Below are 16,654 nucleotides of genomic sequence, written 5' to 3' on the forward strand. Positions count from 1 at the left end.
GTATTTCAAGCGTTCGGAAGGGTTTAGAGAATTATGCTGATGAGGTCAATGTTTTCGTGAAGTTCTCATTCACTTTTTCTTCTGCGCTTCTTCATACCTCGCAAGCGTTCCTAAATCGCTCCAGAAACCGTGGTGAATATAGGCGCCAACAGGAATGTGTTGATCTATGGCCTTTTGGTAGCCATCGCGGATGAGACAAGATTTTGTTCCCGCTTTGGGAAGGAGCTTTAAAAGCTTTGGCCCCACAATTTGTACGCCGGTATACACATATTTTCCACTGCCAAAACTTTGTAGTTGATCATGATCTGCATCAACGGGAGTGAAGCTCCATTCGGGCTTTTGCGGAACAAGAACCATGGAAGAATCGAAACCATGTTCAAAATGCCAGTCGATAAAAGTGTTGATTTTGATATCGATGATGATGTCGCTGTTGAGGCATAGAACTGGTTCACTCTTCAGCAAGCTTGCAGCTTGTTTTATTCCGCCGCCAGTTCCTAAAATATTCGCTTCAGGTGAAAAGAGAATTTCAAAGGGCAAGTTTGTTTTGTGTTCGAGGTAGTCTTGAATCTGATTTCCCAAGTAATGCAAGTTCACAACCGTTTTTGAAATATTTGCTGCAACAAGTAACTGCAATGCCGCATCAATAATTTTTCCATCTCGAAATGGAAGCAATGGCTTGGGAGTCTTTTCTGTTAAGGGTTTGAGCCTGTTGCCAAAACCTGCGGCAAGTAAAATGGCTTGTGTGATTTTAGGGTTCATGAATCCAATACCTGCTTCCTTTTCGTTCACCTTCCATTTTGATGGTGTTGCTTTGTTTTAATCTTGTAAGAATTGCTTTTAAAGTTGCTCGATTTATTTTGCTTTGCCTTTCTAAAAAACCAATGCTTACAGGTTGGTGCTTTTGAATGAGTTCTAAAACAATATTTTCTTTTTTTGTAAGAGTGCCAGCAGAAATAGGAGTAGCTTTGTTTTGAAGATACTCAGTTTGTTTTTTAAGAGTTTTTAAAAAGTAAAAAAACCAAGGGTTGATATCAACATTTTTTGTAAAGCTCTCTTGGGTTTGTCGAAGCGCAACATAATATTGAGTTTTCGTGTCTTCAATAACTTTTTCATGGGAAGAGTACATGCAAAAGGTATATCCATGTTTAAGGAGACAAAGATCTGTAAGGAGCCTGCTGATTCGACCATTTCCATCTCGAAAAGGATGAATGGCAAGGAATTGCACAATGAATGCTGCGATGATTTCCAATGCTGAGTATTGCTTGTCAGAAATAAAGTTTTTAAAATTTTGCACTAAATTCAACATGGCAACTTCAGTTTGAGGACCTGGAGGTGTTGTTTCAAATACAATTTCTTGTGTACCAGTGCTGTGGTCAATTTTTACAACAGAGTTTGTAATGTTTTTATAAGCGCCTTTTTGATTGCGAGGAAAAAGATCTTCCGAGAGATATTGCATCATCATTTGATGAAGTGAACGAATTGTGTGTTCAGAAATTTCAAGTTCTTCGTAATGCTCCAAAATATATTCTTTACAATCAATATAGCCAGCCACTTCTGCTTCATCTCTACTTGTGATTTTTTGAATTTTTAAACCGTTGAGTCGTTCTTTAATTTCATCATCAGTGAGCGTTGACCCTTCGATACGAGTTGAAGCTCCAGCTGAAGTAATGATACTTGTTTTTTTGAGATCGGCATAGAAATCTGGGCTTAGGTGAGCTTGAAAATTCCAGTTTTCCTGAAAACGTTCAATGTGCTGAAGGAGGTTTAGTACTTCTGGGTTGAGCTTGCTGGTGAGGAGAATATCCATAAAATATACTATAAATTATGCCATATATTCTCGTCAAGCCATAAATTATACCAAAAAATATACCATAAACGCTTATTTCCACTCTGGAACATGCTGCTTCAACATTTTATATAAATCTGCATATTCTGGAAGTTGTTCCAATGCCCACTTGATATAGCCAAGAGAGCGCGGGATGTGCTGCAAGAAGCTGGGGTTGCCTTTTACTTGGTCGATGTACACGAAGCGGCCGGTGTCTTTCAGCTTTCGCTGCAAGGTGACCAGCAAGTATTCGCGTTTGATTTCAGCTTCGTTCCATTTTCTTGCTTGAGCAAAAGTGCTGATGAGTTTTTCCACCAGCGCATCCGAAAGGGTGATGTAGGAATCTCGCGTGAGAGCTACCAAATCGTAAACACGAGGACCCATCAATGCATCTTGAAAATCGATGAGCACGAGTTCGCCGTTACTTCGCACCATGAGGTTGCGGCTTTGAAAATCGCGATGCGTGAAAGTGTAAGGCGTTTTGATGATAGCTTCAGTAAGTTTTTTTGTTTGTGCGTGAAAAATATTTTTTGCTTCAGCCGAAACACGTACTCCGCGTGCTTCCAAAGCAAATTCCAAAAAGTGATCGCATTCCCATTGTAAAAGTTCAGCATCAAAAGATCGTTGCAGCGCATAGCAAGATGTGGCTTCACTTTGCTGTGTGTGCTCTTGCAGTGAAATTAAAAGCTGCAAGGCTTTTGCATACCACTTTTCACGTTCTTCTTCGTTTGCCCCTATCACATGCTGAAAAAGTTCGTCGCTTCCAATGTCTTCCAACAAGAGAAGAGATTGGTGATCGTTTGTAGCAAACACTTTGGGAACGGGAACATTGTGTGCTTCAAGAAAACGCTGCACATTTAAAAACGAAAGTTCATTTTTTACGCCAGCAAAGTTAGTAATTTCTTCCGAAGCCGAAGCTTTGCCCTCTGGCATTTTCATCACCACAAAGCTTTTGCCGTCTTCGGTAAAAAGACGATGATAGCTTCGGTATGAAGCATGCGCGTGGAGATCGGTAACAGATTTTAGTTGAGAGTTGATGCCAGCTTTGAGCAGCAGTTCAGTAAAGGCCTTGTGCATGAATTTCCTCACTCGTGAAGCGAGGCTTATAGGGTTTGTTGGAAGAGAAGGCAAGCGCTTGCGAGAAGTGATGCGTGATGGAGCAATAGGGGAATAGTGCAATAGTTCAATGGAACAATAGTGCGATAGGGAAAAGCTTGTCATCTTTGCATGTTGTTGGTGAAGCATGTTAAATAACGTTTAAAATCAAATGCTTAAAAAATAATAAACTATACTTGATAAACTATACTTTATAAAGTATGGTTTAGTCATGGCAATTCAACATCTCAAAAATATGAATATTCAACAGCTGCTTCAAGAGGGATATGAACTTCCCTTGGCGATGAAACATTATCCATCACGAGGACAAACTGCAGTTCAAAAATTGTATCAAACGAAAATAGGAAAACTTTTTCTCAAAGAAGTTTCAAAACGAAATCACGAAGAATGCAAAATTGATATAGTTTCAGGAACTTTAGCTGAACGTGAGTATTGGGCCTTTTTGTTGGCTCAAGAAATGAAACTAAATGTTCCCGAACTTATTTTGCTAAATGAGTCTACAACAGTTCAACGCTGGCTTGATTATCCTGATGCTAATACATTTATGACAGAGCAGGGAAAGCTTACGTTTAAAGCAGAAAATGTTTTTGAATGTGCACTCTTCGATTATCTGACGGGTCAAATTGATAGGCACGACGCAAATTATTTGTACAATTTTTCCGACAAAGAAATTTTACTTATTGATTCTGCGCACGCTTTTTTAATTTTTGATGGAAGCATGCCCGATTATCTTAAACTTTTTGAAGCTTCAAATCAGGAGATGCTCACGAAGAAAATGGAAGTACTGGCAAAAAGAATGTTGAAATCTTTGAATACCAAAGAATTGCAAAAGCTTGTTCCACTGCGTAATGCCGAAGAGGGAAAAACTCTCGTAAAACGATATGAACAGCTAAGCACTGTAAAATCAATATCAGACGTTATTGCACTTTATCGCGGGAGAAAAAGATGAAGTCGTTTTCTAAAGAAGGGCTTGAAGCGTTTGTGAATGCTTTGCAGCTTTCAATTAAAACAAAAGTGCTTGATTGGGCAATAGATAGACACTCTGGAGAATGTTATGTTCATTTAGAAAAAACGAAGACTAAAGATGAGTACTTAGCTCTTCTCTGTAAACTTTCTTTCGTAAAATGGGATAAGAAAAAAAATCTTTTAAAAATTAATTTTGAACATGAAGAAGCTTTATCAAGCCTTACGAGTTTTTTGTTGCTTTCTCGTTTGCAAATAAAAAATATTCAAAGTCTTGCGGAAGGAAATGTTGTGTACCAACAATTTGCCCAGCAAATGGGCTTGTTGTCTCATAAGCATGCGAAGACTGAAGTGCAAAACGTTCAGCAGATCATGGATTATTTTTTCTTCGTCATGTCAGAAAAAGATACTACGTTTCGTGAGCTTTCTGAGAAAACGGGGCTTTCGCAAATGGCCATTCACAATGCAAAAGCGGGAGGGGATGTTCGACTTTCAAGCTTTTTGAAATTAGCAAAGGCCTTGGATGTAAAGATATATTTCGAAAAATAGAGTTTCTTCAGCTCTGGAGACTTTCTCACCAAAACCACACTACATCAGCATTTCCCGCATTTTTTGTTTGCGTAAAATTCAAGTTTTGCTAGGTGCTTCCCTTCATTTTAGAAAAGTGAGATAGGCTATGAGAGTAATTGCTCCACTTCCAGCTGGATACACTGGTCTTCCCCTTGCGGGCGCCTCAGCTGCTCCGCAGTTCTTTTCTCCATACTGGGCTACGGTTCCAGAATTTAGGATTGGTGGACCAGCTAGAAGGTTGGCGTCAGTTGGTATCCCTTTAGACAATTCCACAGCACTTGGTCGTATGCTTCAATTAACAAAAAGTAGAAATCAACAATGGGGGCATGCCACTCTTGTATTGCTGGATCCTGCAAAATTTTTTGGTGTGCATAAGGATAAGTGGACAAATGTTTCTCGGCATCCATTGACTAATCCCATTCAAGTGACAAAAAATCTTGTAGAAAGAGAAAATGAGCCATTTATCTGTTTGCAGGTTAAATCTAAAAATGCACAAGCTGCTTTTTTCAATCTCGTTTCCTGTCTTCTGGCTGTAAATCTCGTTCCCAATCTTGAACAAACGCGAAATGTAGGTTTTGTAGATGCTGCAAAAGCGGAGCTTAATGCTATTCGTTTTTCACCCACAAGACAATCTTCTGGAGCGGTGATGGATTTTGATCCTCGCGTAGAAATAGTTAGTGGCCGCAATGGAACCGCATTTTCACTTTTGTTTCCACTCAGTAGCTATTTTTTTACAAGAGGTGGAATTTATCCTCATCATTTACTTGCTCAAGGTGCAGCCGTTTTATTTGATAATGCTTTTCAATATCACGTGAGTATGAATTCAAAAACTGAAGGAGTTTGTGGTGAAGCTGACTATCTCAACTTCGATGGCACTCACGGCAATGTCTTGTCAGCACTAGCTTTTGTGGCGGCGAGTGATGCTGAAAGAAAAAAACTTTCAACGCTTGTTGAGGATATGGATGAAGTTGACGAAGCAGTGTTTGCACAAGTGTATCCAGACGGAGCAAAATTTCTGATGAACCACAATGCTGCACTGCATGTTGATTCAGCTTTTGTGAAGGGCGCTCGGGGTGAATGGCTTGGCACAGTTCACCGCGGCTTATTCCCACTCCTTGCTGTGGAGAGAGCTGCTGGTAACGAATTTAAACTAGACTTCGCTTTAGGCGCTGCAACAATCAGCCGCAATGGACGATATTCCCTTCAAGCGCGTCAACGCGCACAAAGATAAACGAGGAAACATATGCAACTCATTAGCCAAGCCACTATTCCGTTTGCCACTTGCGCAGCGCCGTTATTTGGAGACGCAAGAACTACTTTTTCTTCTTCTCACTTACCAACAGATGCTGTCTTATCTCCGGCAGCTATAGCTCTCATGCCAAGAGGAAGCTGGTGTGATGTGGGTTTGCCGGGCCATTCAGTTTTGGGAAGAAGATCTATTGTGCGTACTTCTACACCAGGAGAGAAAGATCATCTGCTTCAGTTTCGTGTGCAGAGATCTGCTGAAAAGAAAGTGCTTTTGGCTGTGCTTTCGTCGTTGATGGCGGCAGAGATTTATCCACATTTTCCAAAAAAGATAGCTCATGTTCCAGAGCAGGTAAAAGCCGATGCAGAGCGTTTACTAAGCGAAGCTATGGCTGTTTATCCAGATTATCCTGAACCATTCATGCATTACCCTCGACTTACTCTGAAAAGAAAAGGTGACGAAACATTTCTTTCATTACGCTTTGCCTTTCATCATCCGTATCAAGTAGGTGGAGTGGCGCATCATTATTTTGCACAAGGTGCTGGCGATCTCTTCAACCTTCATTTTGACTATGAGGTGGAAGCTGCTGTTGCTGATCATGACCCCGCTCAATGCAGTCTGCAGTTTTTAGCTCATGCAAATATGCTAGCCGTAGTTGCAACAGCTACAGCAAGTGAAGCAGCTCAAGCGCGTTGGGAAAGATGGTGGAACGGTGAAGTGAGAACAGAGCTTCAAGTAACGCCAGCTGTGCTTCAGCGCATATGGGGTGCAAGATTGTTGTTTAATGTGAATGGAGATGATTTCGTTCCAGAAACTTCTCTGGTGTTGGGAAATAAAGGCGAACTGCTAGAAACACTTCACAGAGTATTTCTTCCTCTTAAAACAAGCGGTGCTATGCACGATGTAAACGCAGTCTTTGATTTTGGTGATGCTCATGTTTCGGGTGGATTAAGTTATACTCCGAGAGTAGCAGGAGCTGAATAAAATGTTTTTAAAAGAAATGAGCAGTGCACTTATATAAGAAACGAGAAAGAAAATGAGATTTATTAATCCACATCAGGCTGGGGCTTTTTTTAAAGCGCCGCCACTTGCAGATCCCACCTTCTCGGACACACTTCCTTCACGGCCCGTATGGCAAGTTAAGGGAGTAAGGATAGCTCGGTATTCAGACGGTATTCCTTCTGGTTTTGGTTCTAAACTTCTTCAAAGAACAAAAGTTGCAAATAATATTATGAACTTGGGTAGTGGAACATATACTCTTTTTAATCCCTTTCTCCTTTCTTCATTAGGATATCGCCAGCAAAATGTTGCGTTTCCTGATTTTCCGAAAGTCTCGGCGGAGAGAGTTCGTTGTGACGATCATGATGTCTTAGATTTTTTCATTCATCGTAGTCAAGCGCATGGAATAATGTACAACTTGCTATCGGTCTTGCTTGCCGCAGGTTTTGTTCCACAACCGACGAAATTTTTTAAAAATAATATGTTCAAGCAGGGAGATATTTTCACCACATCGCTTGCAGCGTATTTGGATCAACTTCGCGATGCTGGAAGTCGTGACTTCGGAGTACAAGAATTTGATCCCATTTTGGATTATGAAAAATCTTCTTTAACACACCATCATTTTCGATTGAAGTTTCCTCTCTTAAATGAAGCAGATCCTGTGCGCCATCTGCTGCTTGCGCGAGGTGCAGCCCTTCTCTTTGAAGAAAGACTTCGTTATACAGCGGCAGTTTACAGTGATCGATGGTGGGACTCTGGTGATCTTCAGATTTTTCTCCATCCTTTTGGGAATATCTTGTCACTCGGCATTCAAAGAGACGCCAGTTATGATGAAAAAACACTTTGGGATGAGTGGCTAGCTACTGTGGGCGCCGCCGTTTACCGAGATGCTGATGAAGATCAAGTAAATGCTGTGCTTCATCATGGAAGAAATGGAAGAAGAGGTGTGCCTTCTTTAAAATGGCGCGGTAATTATCTTCCGCTTGAAAGCGCATTGAATGTATCCATGGATAAAGAGGGAAAAGTGAAGCTAAACGGGATGGTGTATCGAGTTCTTTTTCCCCTTGAGGAAGAGCTTAATGGCAAATTAGATCTTCGTTTTCGTCCTATTCTTGATGTAAACGAACAAAAATTGGATATTGAGTATACTATGGGTAGAAAAAGGTATTGATCTAAGTTCACTTGACCTTTCACCTTAAGCCTTGCATGAACGCACTTCATGGGAGGCTTTTTCATGCCAGGAAAATCAAAACGTATTGTCGTCAAAATTGGAAGTAGCTTACTTGCTAGCAGCAATGGTGAGCTCTCTCGTAAGCGGCTTCTGCAGCATGTGGAAGTAATCGCCAAGGCAAAACAGCAAGGTCATGAAATTATCTTGGTGTCCTCTGGTGCAGTTGCGGCGGGCTTTTCCCAGCTTGGCTTTTCCAGTAGGCCAAAAGCCATTGAGGCTAGACAAGCAAGTGCGGCCGTTGGCCAAGGTAAATTAATTCACGCCTATTCGCAGGCTTTTCAAAAATATAAAATGAGTGTCGCGCAAGTCTTGCTCACGCGAAGTGATATTGCGCTTCGAACTTCGTATCACAATGCGCTCGGCACCTTAGAACTTTTGCTGAAGAAAAAAATAATTCCCATCATCAACGAAAACGATACCGTTGCGGTGAAAGAACTCACCTTTGGTGATAACGATCAACTTGCCGCTTTAGTTGCTGGCATGGTGCATGCGGATTCACTGATTATTTTTTCAGATGTGCTTGGTGTGTACGATAACAATCCCAAAACGCACAAAGATGCGAAGCTCATTTCTTCCATTGAAACGGTTGATGAAAAACTGCTCTCAGCTGCAAAAGAAGGTGGGTCAACGCTTGGAAGCGGTGGGATGCTTTCAAAATTGTCCGCAGCAAAAACAGCAAGTTCACTTGGAGTAAAAACGTATATTGGAAGTGGACATCACAAAAAGAAAACACATCTTCTAGAAATTCTGTTGGGTAAAGGCGAAGGGACTTATTTTTCTGGGCCAAAAACTTCAGCAGCAAGCAGAAAAAAACAATGGCTTATTTTTCACGCAAATCCTGTCGGGAAAATTATTGTTGATGCAGGAGCGCATGTGGCAATTACCCAAAAAGGAAAAAGTTTGCTGCCAGCAGGTGTTAGCAAAGTGGACGGGTATTTCTCATCTGGTGATGTGGTATTTGTCGCAAATACAGATGGAGAGCTGCTTGCAAAGGGATTATGTAATTATTCCGCTGCAGAATTAGAGCGGCTCAAAGGGAAAAAAACAAGCTCCATTTCAAAAGAAGAAAAACAAGGAAAAACAGAAGTTATTCACCGAGACGATTTAGTTTTAATTTAGGATACACATGAAAACATTAGAACAACAAGCTAAGGCGGCAAAGTCAACAGTGTCAGATGTTGCAGCGCTTTCATTAAAAAAGCGTAATGAAGTCTTGGCGCTCATGGCAAAAACTCTTAAGCAAAATCAACATAAAATTATCACTGAAAACAAAAAAGATCTCCAAGCTGGCGAGAAAGCTAATATTGGTAATGCTTTGTTGGATAGGCTTATGCTCAATGAAAAGCGCATTGAGGAAATGGTTGAAGGCATTCACACGGTTATTAAACTTCCAGATCCGCTAGCTGAAGTGCTTGATACGTGGAAACTCAAAAGTGGAGTGAAGGTAAAAAAAGTTCGAGTGCCGCTTGGTGTGATTGGCATTATTTACGAAGCGCGCCCAAATGTTACGGTTGATGCCGCTGCACTTTGCTTCAAATCTGGAAATGCTGTTTTGCTGCGTGGAAGCTCAAGTGCTTTTCATTCCAACAAAGCTTTGGAAAATTGCTTGCAGTCTGCATTGCAAGAAGCTGGTGTTTCAAAAAATGCCATTCAGGTTTTGGATGATGTTTCCCGCGAAACCGTAAAAGATATGCTTACGCTCAAAAAATATATCGATGTACTCATCCCTCGTGGAAGTGCACAGCTTATTGACTTCGTGGTTGAACACGCCACCATTCCTGTTTTAGAAACCGGCGCAGGAAATTGTCATGTTTACATTGATGCAACAGCAAAAACAAAAATGGCAGAAGACATCGTGCTGAATGCAAAAGTGCAACGGCCTTCAGTCTGCAATGCTGTTGAAACTGTTTTGATACATGAAGCGTGGGCAAAAAAGAATTTGCTTCACTTGCTTCAAGCGCTCAAAAAGCAAAAAGTAGAACTTCATGTTTGTGAAAATACGTTAAAGCTTGTGGCGGGAAAGATAGATGTGACAAGAGCTACAGAAGAAGACTGGAAAACAGAATATCTCGATTACATTCTTGCTGTAAAAGTTGTAGCCGATGTGCAAGAGGCTGTGAAGCACATCAATACATACGGAACAAAACATTCCGAAACCATTATTACGGAAGCTAAAAAAAATGTGGAATACTTTATGACACATGTTGATGCAGCCGTTTTATATCATAATGCTTCAACACGTTTTACCGATGGGTTTATGTTTGGCTTTGGCGCCGAGATTGGCATCAGCAATCAAAAGCTGCACGCGCGTGGCCCAATGGCATTGCCAGAATTAACAACGTATCAGTATCGCATGTTTGGAAAAGGCCAAGTAAGAGATTAAGGATCCACCGTAAGAAGAATATCCGAGTTGCTCAAATTGCTTCCCACCAAAACAGTAACGCTATTCTCGCCAACGCTTGCATCTGCTGGAACGGTGACGGTGAGGGCTTCAACTTCAGTGCCAACGGCAGGATCAACCAGGCTATAGCTTTCCGCAGTAGCTGAGATCTCACCAATCACCACCACATTGTTGGAAGGCACAAGTGAAAACCCAAGCCCGTAAATGGTGATGGTGTCACCGATGCTCGCGTTTTCAGGATCAATCCGGCTCACAATGGGAAATGATTCGGTAGAAATATCAGCATCAAACTCACTTGAGCCACTTCCGCAGTGGGAAAGAAAAAGTGCAAAAAGAAAAAATGAAAAAAGTTTGAAGGCACGAAACATGCGCAGCATATAGCCTTCCTAAAAACGAAAAGCAAAGTTTGTTTTTTCTCTTTTCTGTCATTGCGAGGAACGTCAGTGACGTGGCAATCTCCTCTACAAACCTCACATCAAGCTACAAATCTTCTCCTGCAAATTGAGCTTCCAAAAAGTGGAGGTTTTTTCAAGGAATGCTGAGGGTTTGAAAGGGTAGATGGTTTCATCGCACAAATGCTTGCAAAACTTTCGTCCAAAATAATGCGCGGTTTCATAACGTTCACGTTCTTCTTTTTTGAGCAGTGGCGAAAAGTGAAAATCATGAAAAAGATACCGAAACATTTTTGGTGGAACCTGTCCCCAAGTTTCAAACGAAAAAAGACACAGCAAAATAAATTTATCTACTTCGGCCTGTAGTTCCAACTCAAGTTGTGAACATTGTTTTCCCAAGTTGCCTCTGTCCACAACATACAAAAAATGACTCACACCTTCGATGGCGCAGGCGTACGCATCAAGATGCTGAAGTGAAAACGGTTGATTCTCAAGTGTTTGTAACAAGTGCTGATTGATATAAAGCCCCAAATCAACTTGATCATCAGATTCAGATATAAACAAGGCTTCCCGTTGCGATGGATGAAAAATTGCTTGGGCATTCGAGTGGCGGGTAAGATACGGAAGAAGATATTCTTGAAGCGGAAGAGTAAGGCTGGGGTCGTACAAAAAAATTAAACTATCATGAATTTTTTCCAGGATCATCACAGCTCTCCTTTGCGAATAAGACCTTGCTCTTGCAGTGCACGCGCAAGTTTCTCGTCGCCCGTTTTAAGCCAACGTTCATACAGCTTGATGAGGTCACGGTTGTTGTGGGCGTGATGCCAAGGCGCAATGGCCGAGAGCACGTGTACAAACTGCGAAAAGTTTTCTGCGAGTTCAGTATAAAGGTGAGAAAAAGTTTTTTCTTGAGCAAAAAGTGCGGCCAAACTTCCGTAAGCAGAACCACCCATGGAAATATAGTAATCCTCATCGACAAGTTGGCGTTTGATGCTGTCAGAAAAAAATCCGGTGATGTACAAAGCGGTGTCACCAATTCTTTTCAGCGAACGAGTTTTAGTGGCCAGATCACCGCTCATTGCTTCAAGCAAAGAAATGGCAAGTGGCTTTTCGCTAAAATGGCTATCATTATTTGGTTCAAAGAATTTTTCCGCAGTGTGGAATTGTTGAAGCAGGTTCACCAAATAATATTCCGTACATTCACTTGCAGTGCAGTCTTGTTCCACAAAAGCAAGACGCACTTGCTCACGAAGGACTTCAGGAAACTGATTGCCGGGTATAATTTTCGACATGGAATCTCTCCCAACTGTCGATTATTATAGCAAAACTTTTCACATCTTCCGCGATATATTTGTAACTCTATGAAAAATATGTATTTTTATACACTTTCCTTTTAGCTGAAAGAGAGTGATGTTGAAAAAGTATTGATTTATTCATAATTAAGTAATACTTTAAAAATATGAAAAAAAAACAAGCCGGCCGGCCTTTGAAAGGTGATGCAAAACGAATTCGCACATCATTTACGCTTCCCCCAAAGTTGCTTCATCAAATGGAAGAACAAGCAAAAGAACTTGGAGTAAGCAAAAGTGATTTACTGGTTCAACTTTTTAAAGCAGCACAAGACAAACATTTTCAAGCACGTATTATTGCACGCTCGCGTTTCCCCCTTTCGGCTGAAGAGGTGACGAACATCTGCGTAAAATATCACATCAAAACTTTTTCACTCTTTGGTTCCATCCTTACCAAAAAATTTAATACAGAAAGTGATATCGATATTTTAATAGAATTTTGTGAAGATAAAACACCAAGTCTTTTCACGCTGTCTCAATTTGAAATGGAACTCGAAAAAAAAATTCCGGGAAGAAAAATTGATGTCAAAACCCCACAAGAATTAAGTTCATATTTTCGCGAACAAGTGCAACGTGAAGCAGAGGTGCTTTATGCCGCTTGATGCAGATCGTATTCGCGTTCAACACATGTGTGATGCCTTAAAAGAAGTGATCGTATTTTCGAAAGAAAAAACGCTGCAAGATTTGTACTCTGATCGTCAATTGAGTTTGGCACTGGTGAAGGAAATTGAAATTGTGGGAGAAGCTGCAAGCAAAGTAAGCTTAGCTTTTCGAAAACAACACAAAAATATTCCATGGGATGTCATTATTCATACGCGAAATCGTTTGGTCCACGGATATTTCGACATCGACTACAAGATCGTTTGGCAAACAGTTCAGTATGATGTGCCGCAATTGCTTTCGCAGCTAAAGAAGTTGTTTTAAATATTCCCACCCAAATGAGCAGCCTTTTTTTCTATGTCTTCCAAGCTTTCGTCTGTTGTGGGTTTGAAGAGGTTTTTTGAAACTTTTCTGAGGAGGAACATTCCCAGGAGGGCTTTGAGCAGATAATTTATAAACATCCACAAAAGGGACATCGCCAGCATAAGCTCTTCGGGGCTTATTTTCCCGGCGGTGAAAAGTGGACTGGTCATAAATGGCGAAAGCATTTCCACCATGGCAGCATTGGTAGTTCCAAGGCCACCGGGTGTGATTGGCAACATGCCGATCAAGAAAACGATGGGAATATTGCCAATAATTTTTGTGAATGGAATGAAAGCATCAAAGGTTTGAACTACAATATAAATAGAAACGATAATAGTGAAGTGAATGGGGATGCGCAGCAAAGCTGTGCTGAGGTAGTCTTTGAGCCGTGCTTGTTCAAAAATGTGAAACACTTTTTGTTGGCGAATTTTTTCAATCCACGCAAAGCGGAAAAAAGTTCCAAAGATTTTTTCGTGCCAGCGTCTCCAAAAAATAATCCAGCCAAGAAAAAAACAAAGAAACATAATGGCAACCGTGTGCACATATGGAGAAAGATGAACTCCTCCCAAAACCACGTCTTCCAAGCACGATCCAGCGAAGGCCAAGAGAATAATCCACGACAAATCCAAAATCATCATAAACAAAAAGACGCCAACCACTTGAAATATGGGAATGTTGTAACGGCGTTTCAAGTAGTAGGCAAAAGCAGCTTGGCTTGCTGGATAGTTGATGACCATGATGAGATAGGTCACGCCGCGGGCAAGAAGGATGTCTTTGAGGCTCACATGGTGGGTGAAGCGAGAAATCACCCTCGCCATGACCCAGGAATCGCAAAAATAGATAAAAAAGAAGTAAAACAGCGAAAAGGAAAGAAAAGGCAATAATTTCACCTGTTTAAGGGAAGCAAAAATCTGAGAAGGAGGATAAACCGAGAAAAGGTAGTAAAAAATACCTGCTGCCATAAGCCACGGAAGGATATTTTTGAGAAAAAATGTGAATTTTTTCATAATATAGTACGCAACCTTTTTGGGGAAACTGCGAAAAGTGAAAAGCACATACTGTACATAACTCTTTCTGTCAATTTACCCAGAATGCAAATAGATTTGCAGGGGCAAATACGGGAGAGGAGACGCCCTTGCTCCCCCAATCCCCCATCTCCTTTCCCAACTATAATACTGGCCTGTTCATAGTGAAACTATGGGCAGGCTTTTTTGTAACTAGGGCAATAGGGCAATAGGACGATAGTGCGATTGTTCAATGGTCTTATCCTTCACTCTCTTTAAACCCCTGACACACGAGGTAAAATTCGCTGGAGGTTTTTCTGGTGGCGGGCGGTGTGACAGTGCTCACTTTTTGAAAAGCAGCTTGAAGGGTTTTGCGAAAGCCTTGCGATTCGGCGCCGGGAAACATTTTGCAGATGTAGGTTCCACCTTCTTGCAAAAGTTCTGCGCAGAGTTCAAAGCCCATCAGACAAAGTTCGTACGATTTATAAGCATCCGCAAAGGCAACGCCAGTCGTATTTGGCGCCATGTCAGAAACAATGGCTTTGGCTTTTCCGCCCAAGTGTTCTTCCAGTAAAGCAGGTGTGGCTTCATCTTCTATCGAAGCTAAAAAAATCTCCACATACTTTGGAAACGAAATTTCAACTGGCAAAATATCAATGCCCACCACTTTGCCTTGCGGCCCCACAATTTGCGCAAGCTCTTGCAGCCAGCCGCCCGGCGCGCAGCCAAGATCAATCACCTTGTCGCCTTTGCGTAAAAACTGAAAGCGCTCTTGCAGCTGAATGATTTTGTATGAAGCTCGCGAAGCCTTGCCTTCAGCCTTTGCTTTCTTGTAGTAATGGTCCTTGCGATTGTAAGCCATGCGGGCTACTTAGCAGCGTTTCTTGGTTTGGCAAGTTTTTTAGCAATCATAATTGTGAGGAAAAATGAAGCGATACAAAATTTCAGTCTGCAAAACCAAAAGCTGCAGCGAGCGATTTTCGCGCGACACCAAGAAGGAGTTTGAACGCTTGGTGGAGAAAGCTGGCCTGCAAAACAGTATCATTATAGCCGATGGTGGCTGTTATGGCCGTTGTGACTTCGGCCCCAACGTTTTCCTGCAAGGTCCGGTGGAAGATGATGCTTTGTGGCAAGAACTCTGCGCCCAACCGAGCGGACCCCACGACCAGCGAGTGCCGGGTTTTGTCTACCGCGGTGTTTATCCTTCTGAGGCCAAATCCATTTTTGAATCTCACTGTCTTCACGATATTCCTTTTGATCCTTTGTTAGAAAAAGAGACTCAATAGCCTCTCATTAGCCCATTTTTTCATTTCATCCTCAGCCCGCAACTTTTCCCAAAACCAGCCGATAACTAAGGTGAGGGGCTTTTCCCCAAATGGGGAATAAAGGCCCCAAAAGAGGGCTTCAGACCATTTCTTTTGGCTTTGGAGCCAATTTAAAATTATAAAGATTTCAAAGAGTTATACTTTATTTTTAAGAATTTTAGTTTGGCAATGGAATTGCAAAACATAACCCTAAATAGGGAGGCTATATGTTTTTAGGTGGAAAAGTAGGAATCAACCCAAATGTAAAAAGTATTTCCCCAGCTGTGGATACGGGAAAGGTTTCGTCCCCAGCAAAAGCAGGGAAAACGCTTGCAGAAAACCTTGCTGAAGCACGAAGCAATGGCTTTGTGGCTGGTAATCAAGATTTTGCAAACATTACTTCACCACTCAAACGCAATAATTTTCCGGGCATATTTGGAAGTTCTGCGAGTAAGCAAGTTGCATCATCTATAAAGACAGTTGAGGATGTTATCCGACTTGTTTCTTCTGAAAAGCTTTCAGCCAGAGACCTTGGCGACATGTTTGCCGCATCAGATATTGCAGTGCTTGGAAAAGGGGAGGCGTAATGAAGACATTTTCACGTGAAGAATGGATGAAAATTTTTGAAGCGTTGATTGAGCGCGAAAACGATATCACCAGCTCGCCAGCTTTTCGAAAGCAGCTAAATCGTGATCAAAAGCTTGCGGCCAATCAAATTACCCGCGAAGCGACCAACAATGTAGCTTATCGCTCGGTTGATTTTGATCTTGAAGGTCTAAGTGATGACGAAATCTGGGCAAGACTGGATAACTCACGTTACAACGAACTTATTCAAGACAATGCCGCAGCTCAGTTTATGAAAATGGTAGAAAAGCTAGACTTGATTGAGTAAGTCTAAAGAAATTTCACCCTACTCAAGTGGAAGAACTTGAAATGATTCCGCGTGAAACCGTCCTTTGCTGATTTCCCCAGTAACTCTCGCATTTCGAATACGCTGACAAAAGCCATCTGCAGCATGAGCATCACCATGATCATCAATGCTGCTCCCATCTACAAAATAAGCCTTTCCGTTGACGCGAATGGCCAAATCACACGATTGCTTTTCGCTTTTTAGCTGAAATTGACATTGCCCACAAGCAGCCTCTACGATTTTATCTTCAAGGCGAAGGCTAGTATCGGCGGGTGTGCAGGAAAGAAAAAGCGAAAAAACTACAAAAAAGAGAAGAGAATATTTCATTGTTTTTGCCTCTTTTGGCAAAGTGCCATATTGAGGGCCTTTGCTGAGGGGTGG

At 41.6% G+C, this 16,654-nt stretch carries 21 protein-coding genes; 12 read left to right on the forward strand and 9 right to left on the reverse strand.

The genetic code is table 11. The annotated features are described in order from the left end of the window. Positions 1–69: 69 nt before the first annotated feature. From COV43_05955 to COV43_05965, 3 genes are all read right to left on the reverse strand, one after another. On the reverse strand, positions 70–759 hold the full coding sequence (locus COV43_05955) for a hypothetical protein (GenBank protein PIR25289.1): 690 nt from the start codon (positions 757–759) through the stop codon (positions 70–72). Further along, entirely contained in the window at positions 749–1,807 is a 1,059-nt protein-coding gene (locus COV43_05960; GenBank protein ID PIR25290.1) for a hypothetical protein, read from the reverse strand. Before COV43_05960 ends, COV43_05955 begins: the two co-directional genes overlap by 11 nt. A 72-nt stretch (positions 1,808–1,879) precedes the next feature. Continuing rightward, a complete protein-coding gene (locus tag COV43_05965; GenBank protein ID PIR25291.1) occupies positions 1,880–3,070 on the reverse strand; it encodes an aminoglycoside phosphotransferase in 1,191 nt (396 codons plus the stop codon). Between the two features lie 82 nt (positions 3,071–3,152). Here COV43_05965 and COV43_05970 point away from each other — a divergent pair, with 82 nt between their 5' ends. The 7 genes from COV43_05970 to COV43_06000 all read left to right on the forward strand — a co-directional run bounded on the left by COV43_05970 (position 3,153) and on the right by COV43_06000 (position 10,333). Further along, positions 3,153–3,890, forward strand: coding sequence for a hypothetical protein (locus COV43_05970; protein ID PIR25292.1), 738 nt, complete (start codon positions 3,153–3,155; stop codon positions 3,888–3,890). Further along, on the forward strand, positions 3,887–4,453 hold the full coding sequence (locus tag COV43_05975; GenBank protein ID PIR25293.1) for a hypothetical protein: 567 nt from the start codon (positions 3,887–3,889) through the stop codon (positions 4,451–4,453). Before COV43_05970 ends, COV43_05975 begins: the two co-directional genes overlap by 4 nt. A gap of 127 nt (positions 4,454–4,580) precedes the next feature. Beyond that, positions 4,581–5,705, forward strand: a complete 1,125-nt coding sequence (locus COV43_05980; protein PIR25294.1) for a hypothetical protein — start codon at positions 4,581–4,583, stop codon at positions 5,703–5,705. A 12-nt stretch (positions 5,706–5,717) separates the two neighbouring features. Next, on the forward strand, positions 5,718–6,704 hold the full coding sequence (locus COV43_05985) for a hypothetical protein (protein PIR25295.1): 987 nt from the start codon (positions 5,718–5,720) through the stop codon (positions 6,702–6,704). A 52-nt stretch (positions 6,705–6,756) separates the two neighbouring features. Further along, entirely contained in the window at positions 6,757–7,890 is a 1,134-nt protein-coding gene (locus COV43_05990) for a hypothetical protein (protein ID PIR25296.1), read from the forward strand. 63 nt (positions 7,891–7,953) lie between these two features. After that, positions 7,954–9,069, forward strand: a complete 1,116-nt coding sequence (locus COV43_05995; protein ID PIR25297.1) for a glutamate 5-kinase — start codon at positions 7,954–7,956, stop codon at positions 9,067–9,069. 7 nt (positions 9,070–9,076) lie between these two features. Next, positions 9,077–10,333: a glutamate-5-semialdehyde dehydrogenase gene (locus tag COV43_06000; protein PIR25298.1), complete on the forward strand. Its 1,257-nt coding sequence runs from the start codon at positions 9,077–9,079 to the stop codon at positions 10,331–10,333. Here COV43_06000 and COV43_06005 read toward each other — a convergent pair. From COV43_06005 to COV43_06015, 3 genes are all read right to left on the reverse strand, one after another. Next, on the reverse strand, positions 10,330–10,728 hold the full coding sequence (locus COV43_06005; GenBank protein ID PIR25299.1) for a hypothetical protein: 399 nt from the start codon (positions 10,726–10,728) through the stop codon (positions 10,330–10,332). The genes COV43_06000 and COV43_06005 overlap by 4 nt on opposite strands. 93 nt (positions 10,729–10,821) lie before the next feature. Next, positions 10,822–11,448, reverse strand: a complete 627-nt coding sequence (locus tag COV43_06010) for a hypothetical protein (protein ID PIR25300.1) — start codon at positions 11,446–11,448, stop codon at positions 10,822–10,824. After that, positions 11,448–12,035 carry a hypothetical protein gene (locus tag COV43_06015; protein PIR25301.1) on the reverse strand — a complete coding sequence of 196 codons (588 nt, stop codon included), beginning with the start codon at positions 12,033–12,035 and terminating at the stop codon, positions 11,448–11,450. Before COV43_06015 ends, COV43_06010 begins: the two co-directional genes overlap by 1 nt. 257 nt (positions 12,036–12,292) lie before the next feature. Between COV43_06015 and COV43_06020 the strand changes: the two genes are divergently transcribed. Both COV43_06020 and COV43_06025 read left to right on the forward strand, forming a co-directional pair. Next, a complete protein-coding gene (locus COV43_06020) occupies positions 12,293–12,694 on the forward strand; it encodes a nucleotidyltransferase (protein ID PIR25308.1) in 402 nt (133 codons plus the stop codon). Then, positions 12,684–13,016 carry a hypothetical protein gene (locus COV43_06025; GenBank protein PIR25302.1) on the forward strand — a complete coding sequence of 111 codons (333 nt, stop codon included), beginning with the start codon at positions 12,684–12,686 and terminating at the stop codon, positions 13,014–13,016. The genes COV43_06020 and COV43_06025 overlap by 11 nt, the downstream gene beginning before the upstream one ends. Here the strand turns inward: COV43_06025 and COV43_06030 are convergent. Together COV43_06030 and COV43_06035 are read right to left on the reverse strand one after the other, a co-directional pair. Then, positions 13,013–14,110 (reverse strand): hypothetical protein, encoded by a 1,098-nt coding sequence (locus tag COV43_06030; GenBank protein ID PIR25303.1) that lies wholly within the window; start codon positions 14,108–14,110, stop codon positions 13,013–13,015. The genes COV43_06025 and COV43_06030 overlap by 4 nt on opposite strands. Before the next feature lie 208 nt (positions 14,111–14,318). Then, positions 14,319–14,921, reverse strand: coding sequence for a cell division protein FtsJ (locus COV43_06035; GenBank protein ID PIR25304.1), 603 nt, complete (start codon positions 14,919–14,921; stop codon positions 14,319–14,321). Positions 14,922–14,985: 64 nt separating this feature from the next. On the opposite strand from COV43_06035, the gene COV43_06040 reads away from it, so the two are divergent. The 3 genes from COV43_06040 to COV43_06050 all read left to right on the forward strand — a co-directional run bounded on the left by COV43_06040 (position 14,986) and on the right by COV43_06050 (position 16,255). Beyond that, on the forward strand, positions 14,986–15,345 hold the full coding sequence (locus COV43_06040) for a hypothetical protein (GenBank protein ID PIR25305.1): 360 nt from the start codon (positions 14,986–14,988) through the stop codon (positions 15,343–15,345). 245 nt (positions 15,346–15,590) lie between these two features. Beyond that, positions 15,591–15,950, forward strand: a complete 360-nt coding sequence (locus tag COV43_06045) for a hypothetical protein (GenBank protein PIR25306.1) — start codon at positions 15,591–15,593, stop codon at positions 15,948–15,950. Beyond that, positions 15,950–16,255: a hypothetical protein gene (locus tag COV43_06050; GenBank protein PIR25307.1), complete on the forward strand. Its 306-nt coding sequence runs from the start codon at positions 15,950–15,952 to the stop codon at positions 16,253–16,255. The genes COV43_06045 and COV43_06050 overlap by 1 nt, the downstream gene beginning before the upstream one ends. Before the next feature lie 18 nt (positions 16,256–16,273). Here COV43_06050 and COV43_06055 read toward each other — a convergent pair whose 3' ends face one another. Further along, positions 16,274–16,600 carry a hypothetical protein gene (locus COV43_06055; protein PIR25309.1) on the reverse strand — a complete coding sequence of 109 codons (327 nt, stop codon included), beginning with the start codon at positions 16,598–16,600 and terminating at the stop codon, positions 16,274–16,276. Positions 16,601–16,654: the final 54 nt, after the last annotated feature.

The organism is Deltaproteobacteria bacterium CG11_big_fil_rev_8_21_14_0_20_42_23 (genome assembly GCA_002796345.1).
GTDB lineage: Bacteria > UBA10199 > UBA10199 > 2-02-FULL-44-16 > 2-02-FULL-44-16 > 1-14-0-20-42-23.

Excerpts from the sequence above, each read along its gene's own strand:
- COV43_06000 (PIR25298.1), top strand. The coding sequence starts at position 9,077 with ATGAAAACATTAGAACAACAAGCTAAGGCGGCAAAGTCAACAGTGTCA.
- COV43_06015 (PIR25301.1), bottom strand. The coding sequence starts at position 12,035 with ATGTCGAAAATTATACCCGGCAATCAGTTTCCTGAAGTCCTTCGTGAG.
- COV43_05960 (PIR25290.1), bottom strand. The coding sequence starts at position 1,807 with ATGGATATTCTCCTCACCAGCAAGCTCAACCCAGAAGTACTAAACCTC.
- COV43_05970 (PIR25292.1), top strand. The coding sequence starts at position 3,153 with ATGGCAATTCAACATCTCAAAAATATGAATATTCAACAGCTGCTTCAA.
- COV43_05980 (PIR25294.1), top strand. The coding sequence starts at position 4,581 with ATGAGAGTAATTGCTCCACTTCCAGCTGGATACACTGGTCTTCCCCTT.
- COV43_05955 (PIR25289.1), bottom strand. The coding sequence starts at position 759 with ATGAACCCTAAAATCACACAAGCCATTTTACTTGCCGCAGGTTTTGGC.
- COV43_06050 (PIR25307.1), top strand. The coding sequence starts at position 15,950 with ATGAAGACATTTTCACGTGAAGAATGGATGAAAATTTTTGAAGCGTTG.
- COV43_06020 (PIR25308.1), top strand. The coding sequence starts at position 12,293 with ATGGAAGAACAAGCAAAAGAACTTGGAGTAAGCAAAAGTGATTTACTG.
- COV43_06040 (PIR25305.1), top strand. The coding sequence starts at position 14,986 with ATGAAGCGATACAAAATTTCAGTCTGCAAAACCAAAAGCTGCAGCGAG.
- COV43_06055 (PIR25309.1), bottom strand. The coding sequence starts at position 16,600 with ATGAAATATTCTCTTCTCTTTTTTGTAGTTTTTTCGCTTTTTCTTTCC.
- COV43_05990 (PIR25296.1), top strand. The coding sequence starts at position 6,757 with ATGAGATTTATTAATCCACATCAGGCTGGGGCTTTTTTTAAAGCGCCG.
- COV43_05985 (PIR25295.1), top strand. The coding sequence starts at position 5,718 with ATGCAACTCATTAGCCAAGCCACTATTCCGTTTGCCACTTGCGCAGCG.
- COV43_05975 (PIR25293.1), top strand. The coding sequence starts at position 3,887 with ATGAAGTCGTTTTCTAAAGAAGGGCTTGAAGCGTTTGTGAATGCTTTG.
- COV43_06035 (PIR25304.1), bottom strand. The coding sequence starts at position 14,921 with ATGGCTTACAATCGCAAGGACCATTACTACAAGAAAGCAAAGGCTGAA.
- COV43_06010 (PIR25300.1), bottom strand. The coding sequence starts at position 11,448 with ATGATCCTGGAAAAAATTCATGATAGTTTAATTTTTTTGTACGACCCC.
- COV43_05965 (PIR25291.1), bottom strand. The coding sequence starts at position 3,070 with ATGCTTCACCAACAACATGCAAAGATGACAAGCTTTTCCCTATCGCAC.
- COV43_06005 (PIR25299.1), bottom strand. The coding sequence starts at position 10,728 with ATGCTGCGCATGTTTCGTGCCTTCAAACTTTTTTCATTTTTTCTTTTT.
- COV43_06025 (PIR25302.1), top strand. The coding sequence starts at position 12,684 with ATGCCGCTTGATGCAGATCGTATTCGCGTTCAACACATGTGTGATGCC.
- COV43_05995 (PIR25297.1), top strand. The coding sequence starts at position 7,954 with ATGCCAGGAAAATCAAAACGTATTGTCGTCAAAATTGGAAGTAGCTTA.
- COV43_06045 (PIR25306.1), top strand. The coding sequence starts at position 15,591 with ATGTTTTTAGGTGGAAAAGTAGGAATCAACCCAAATGTAAAAAGTATT.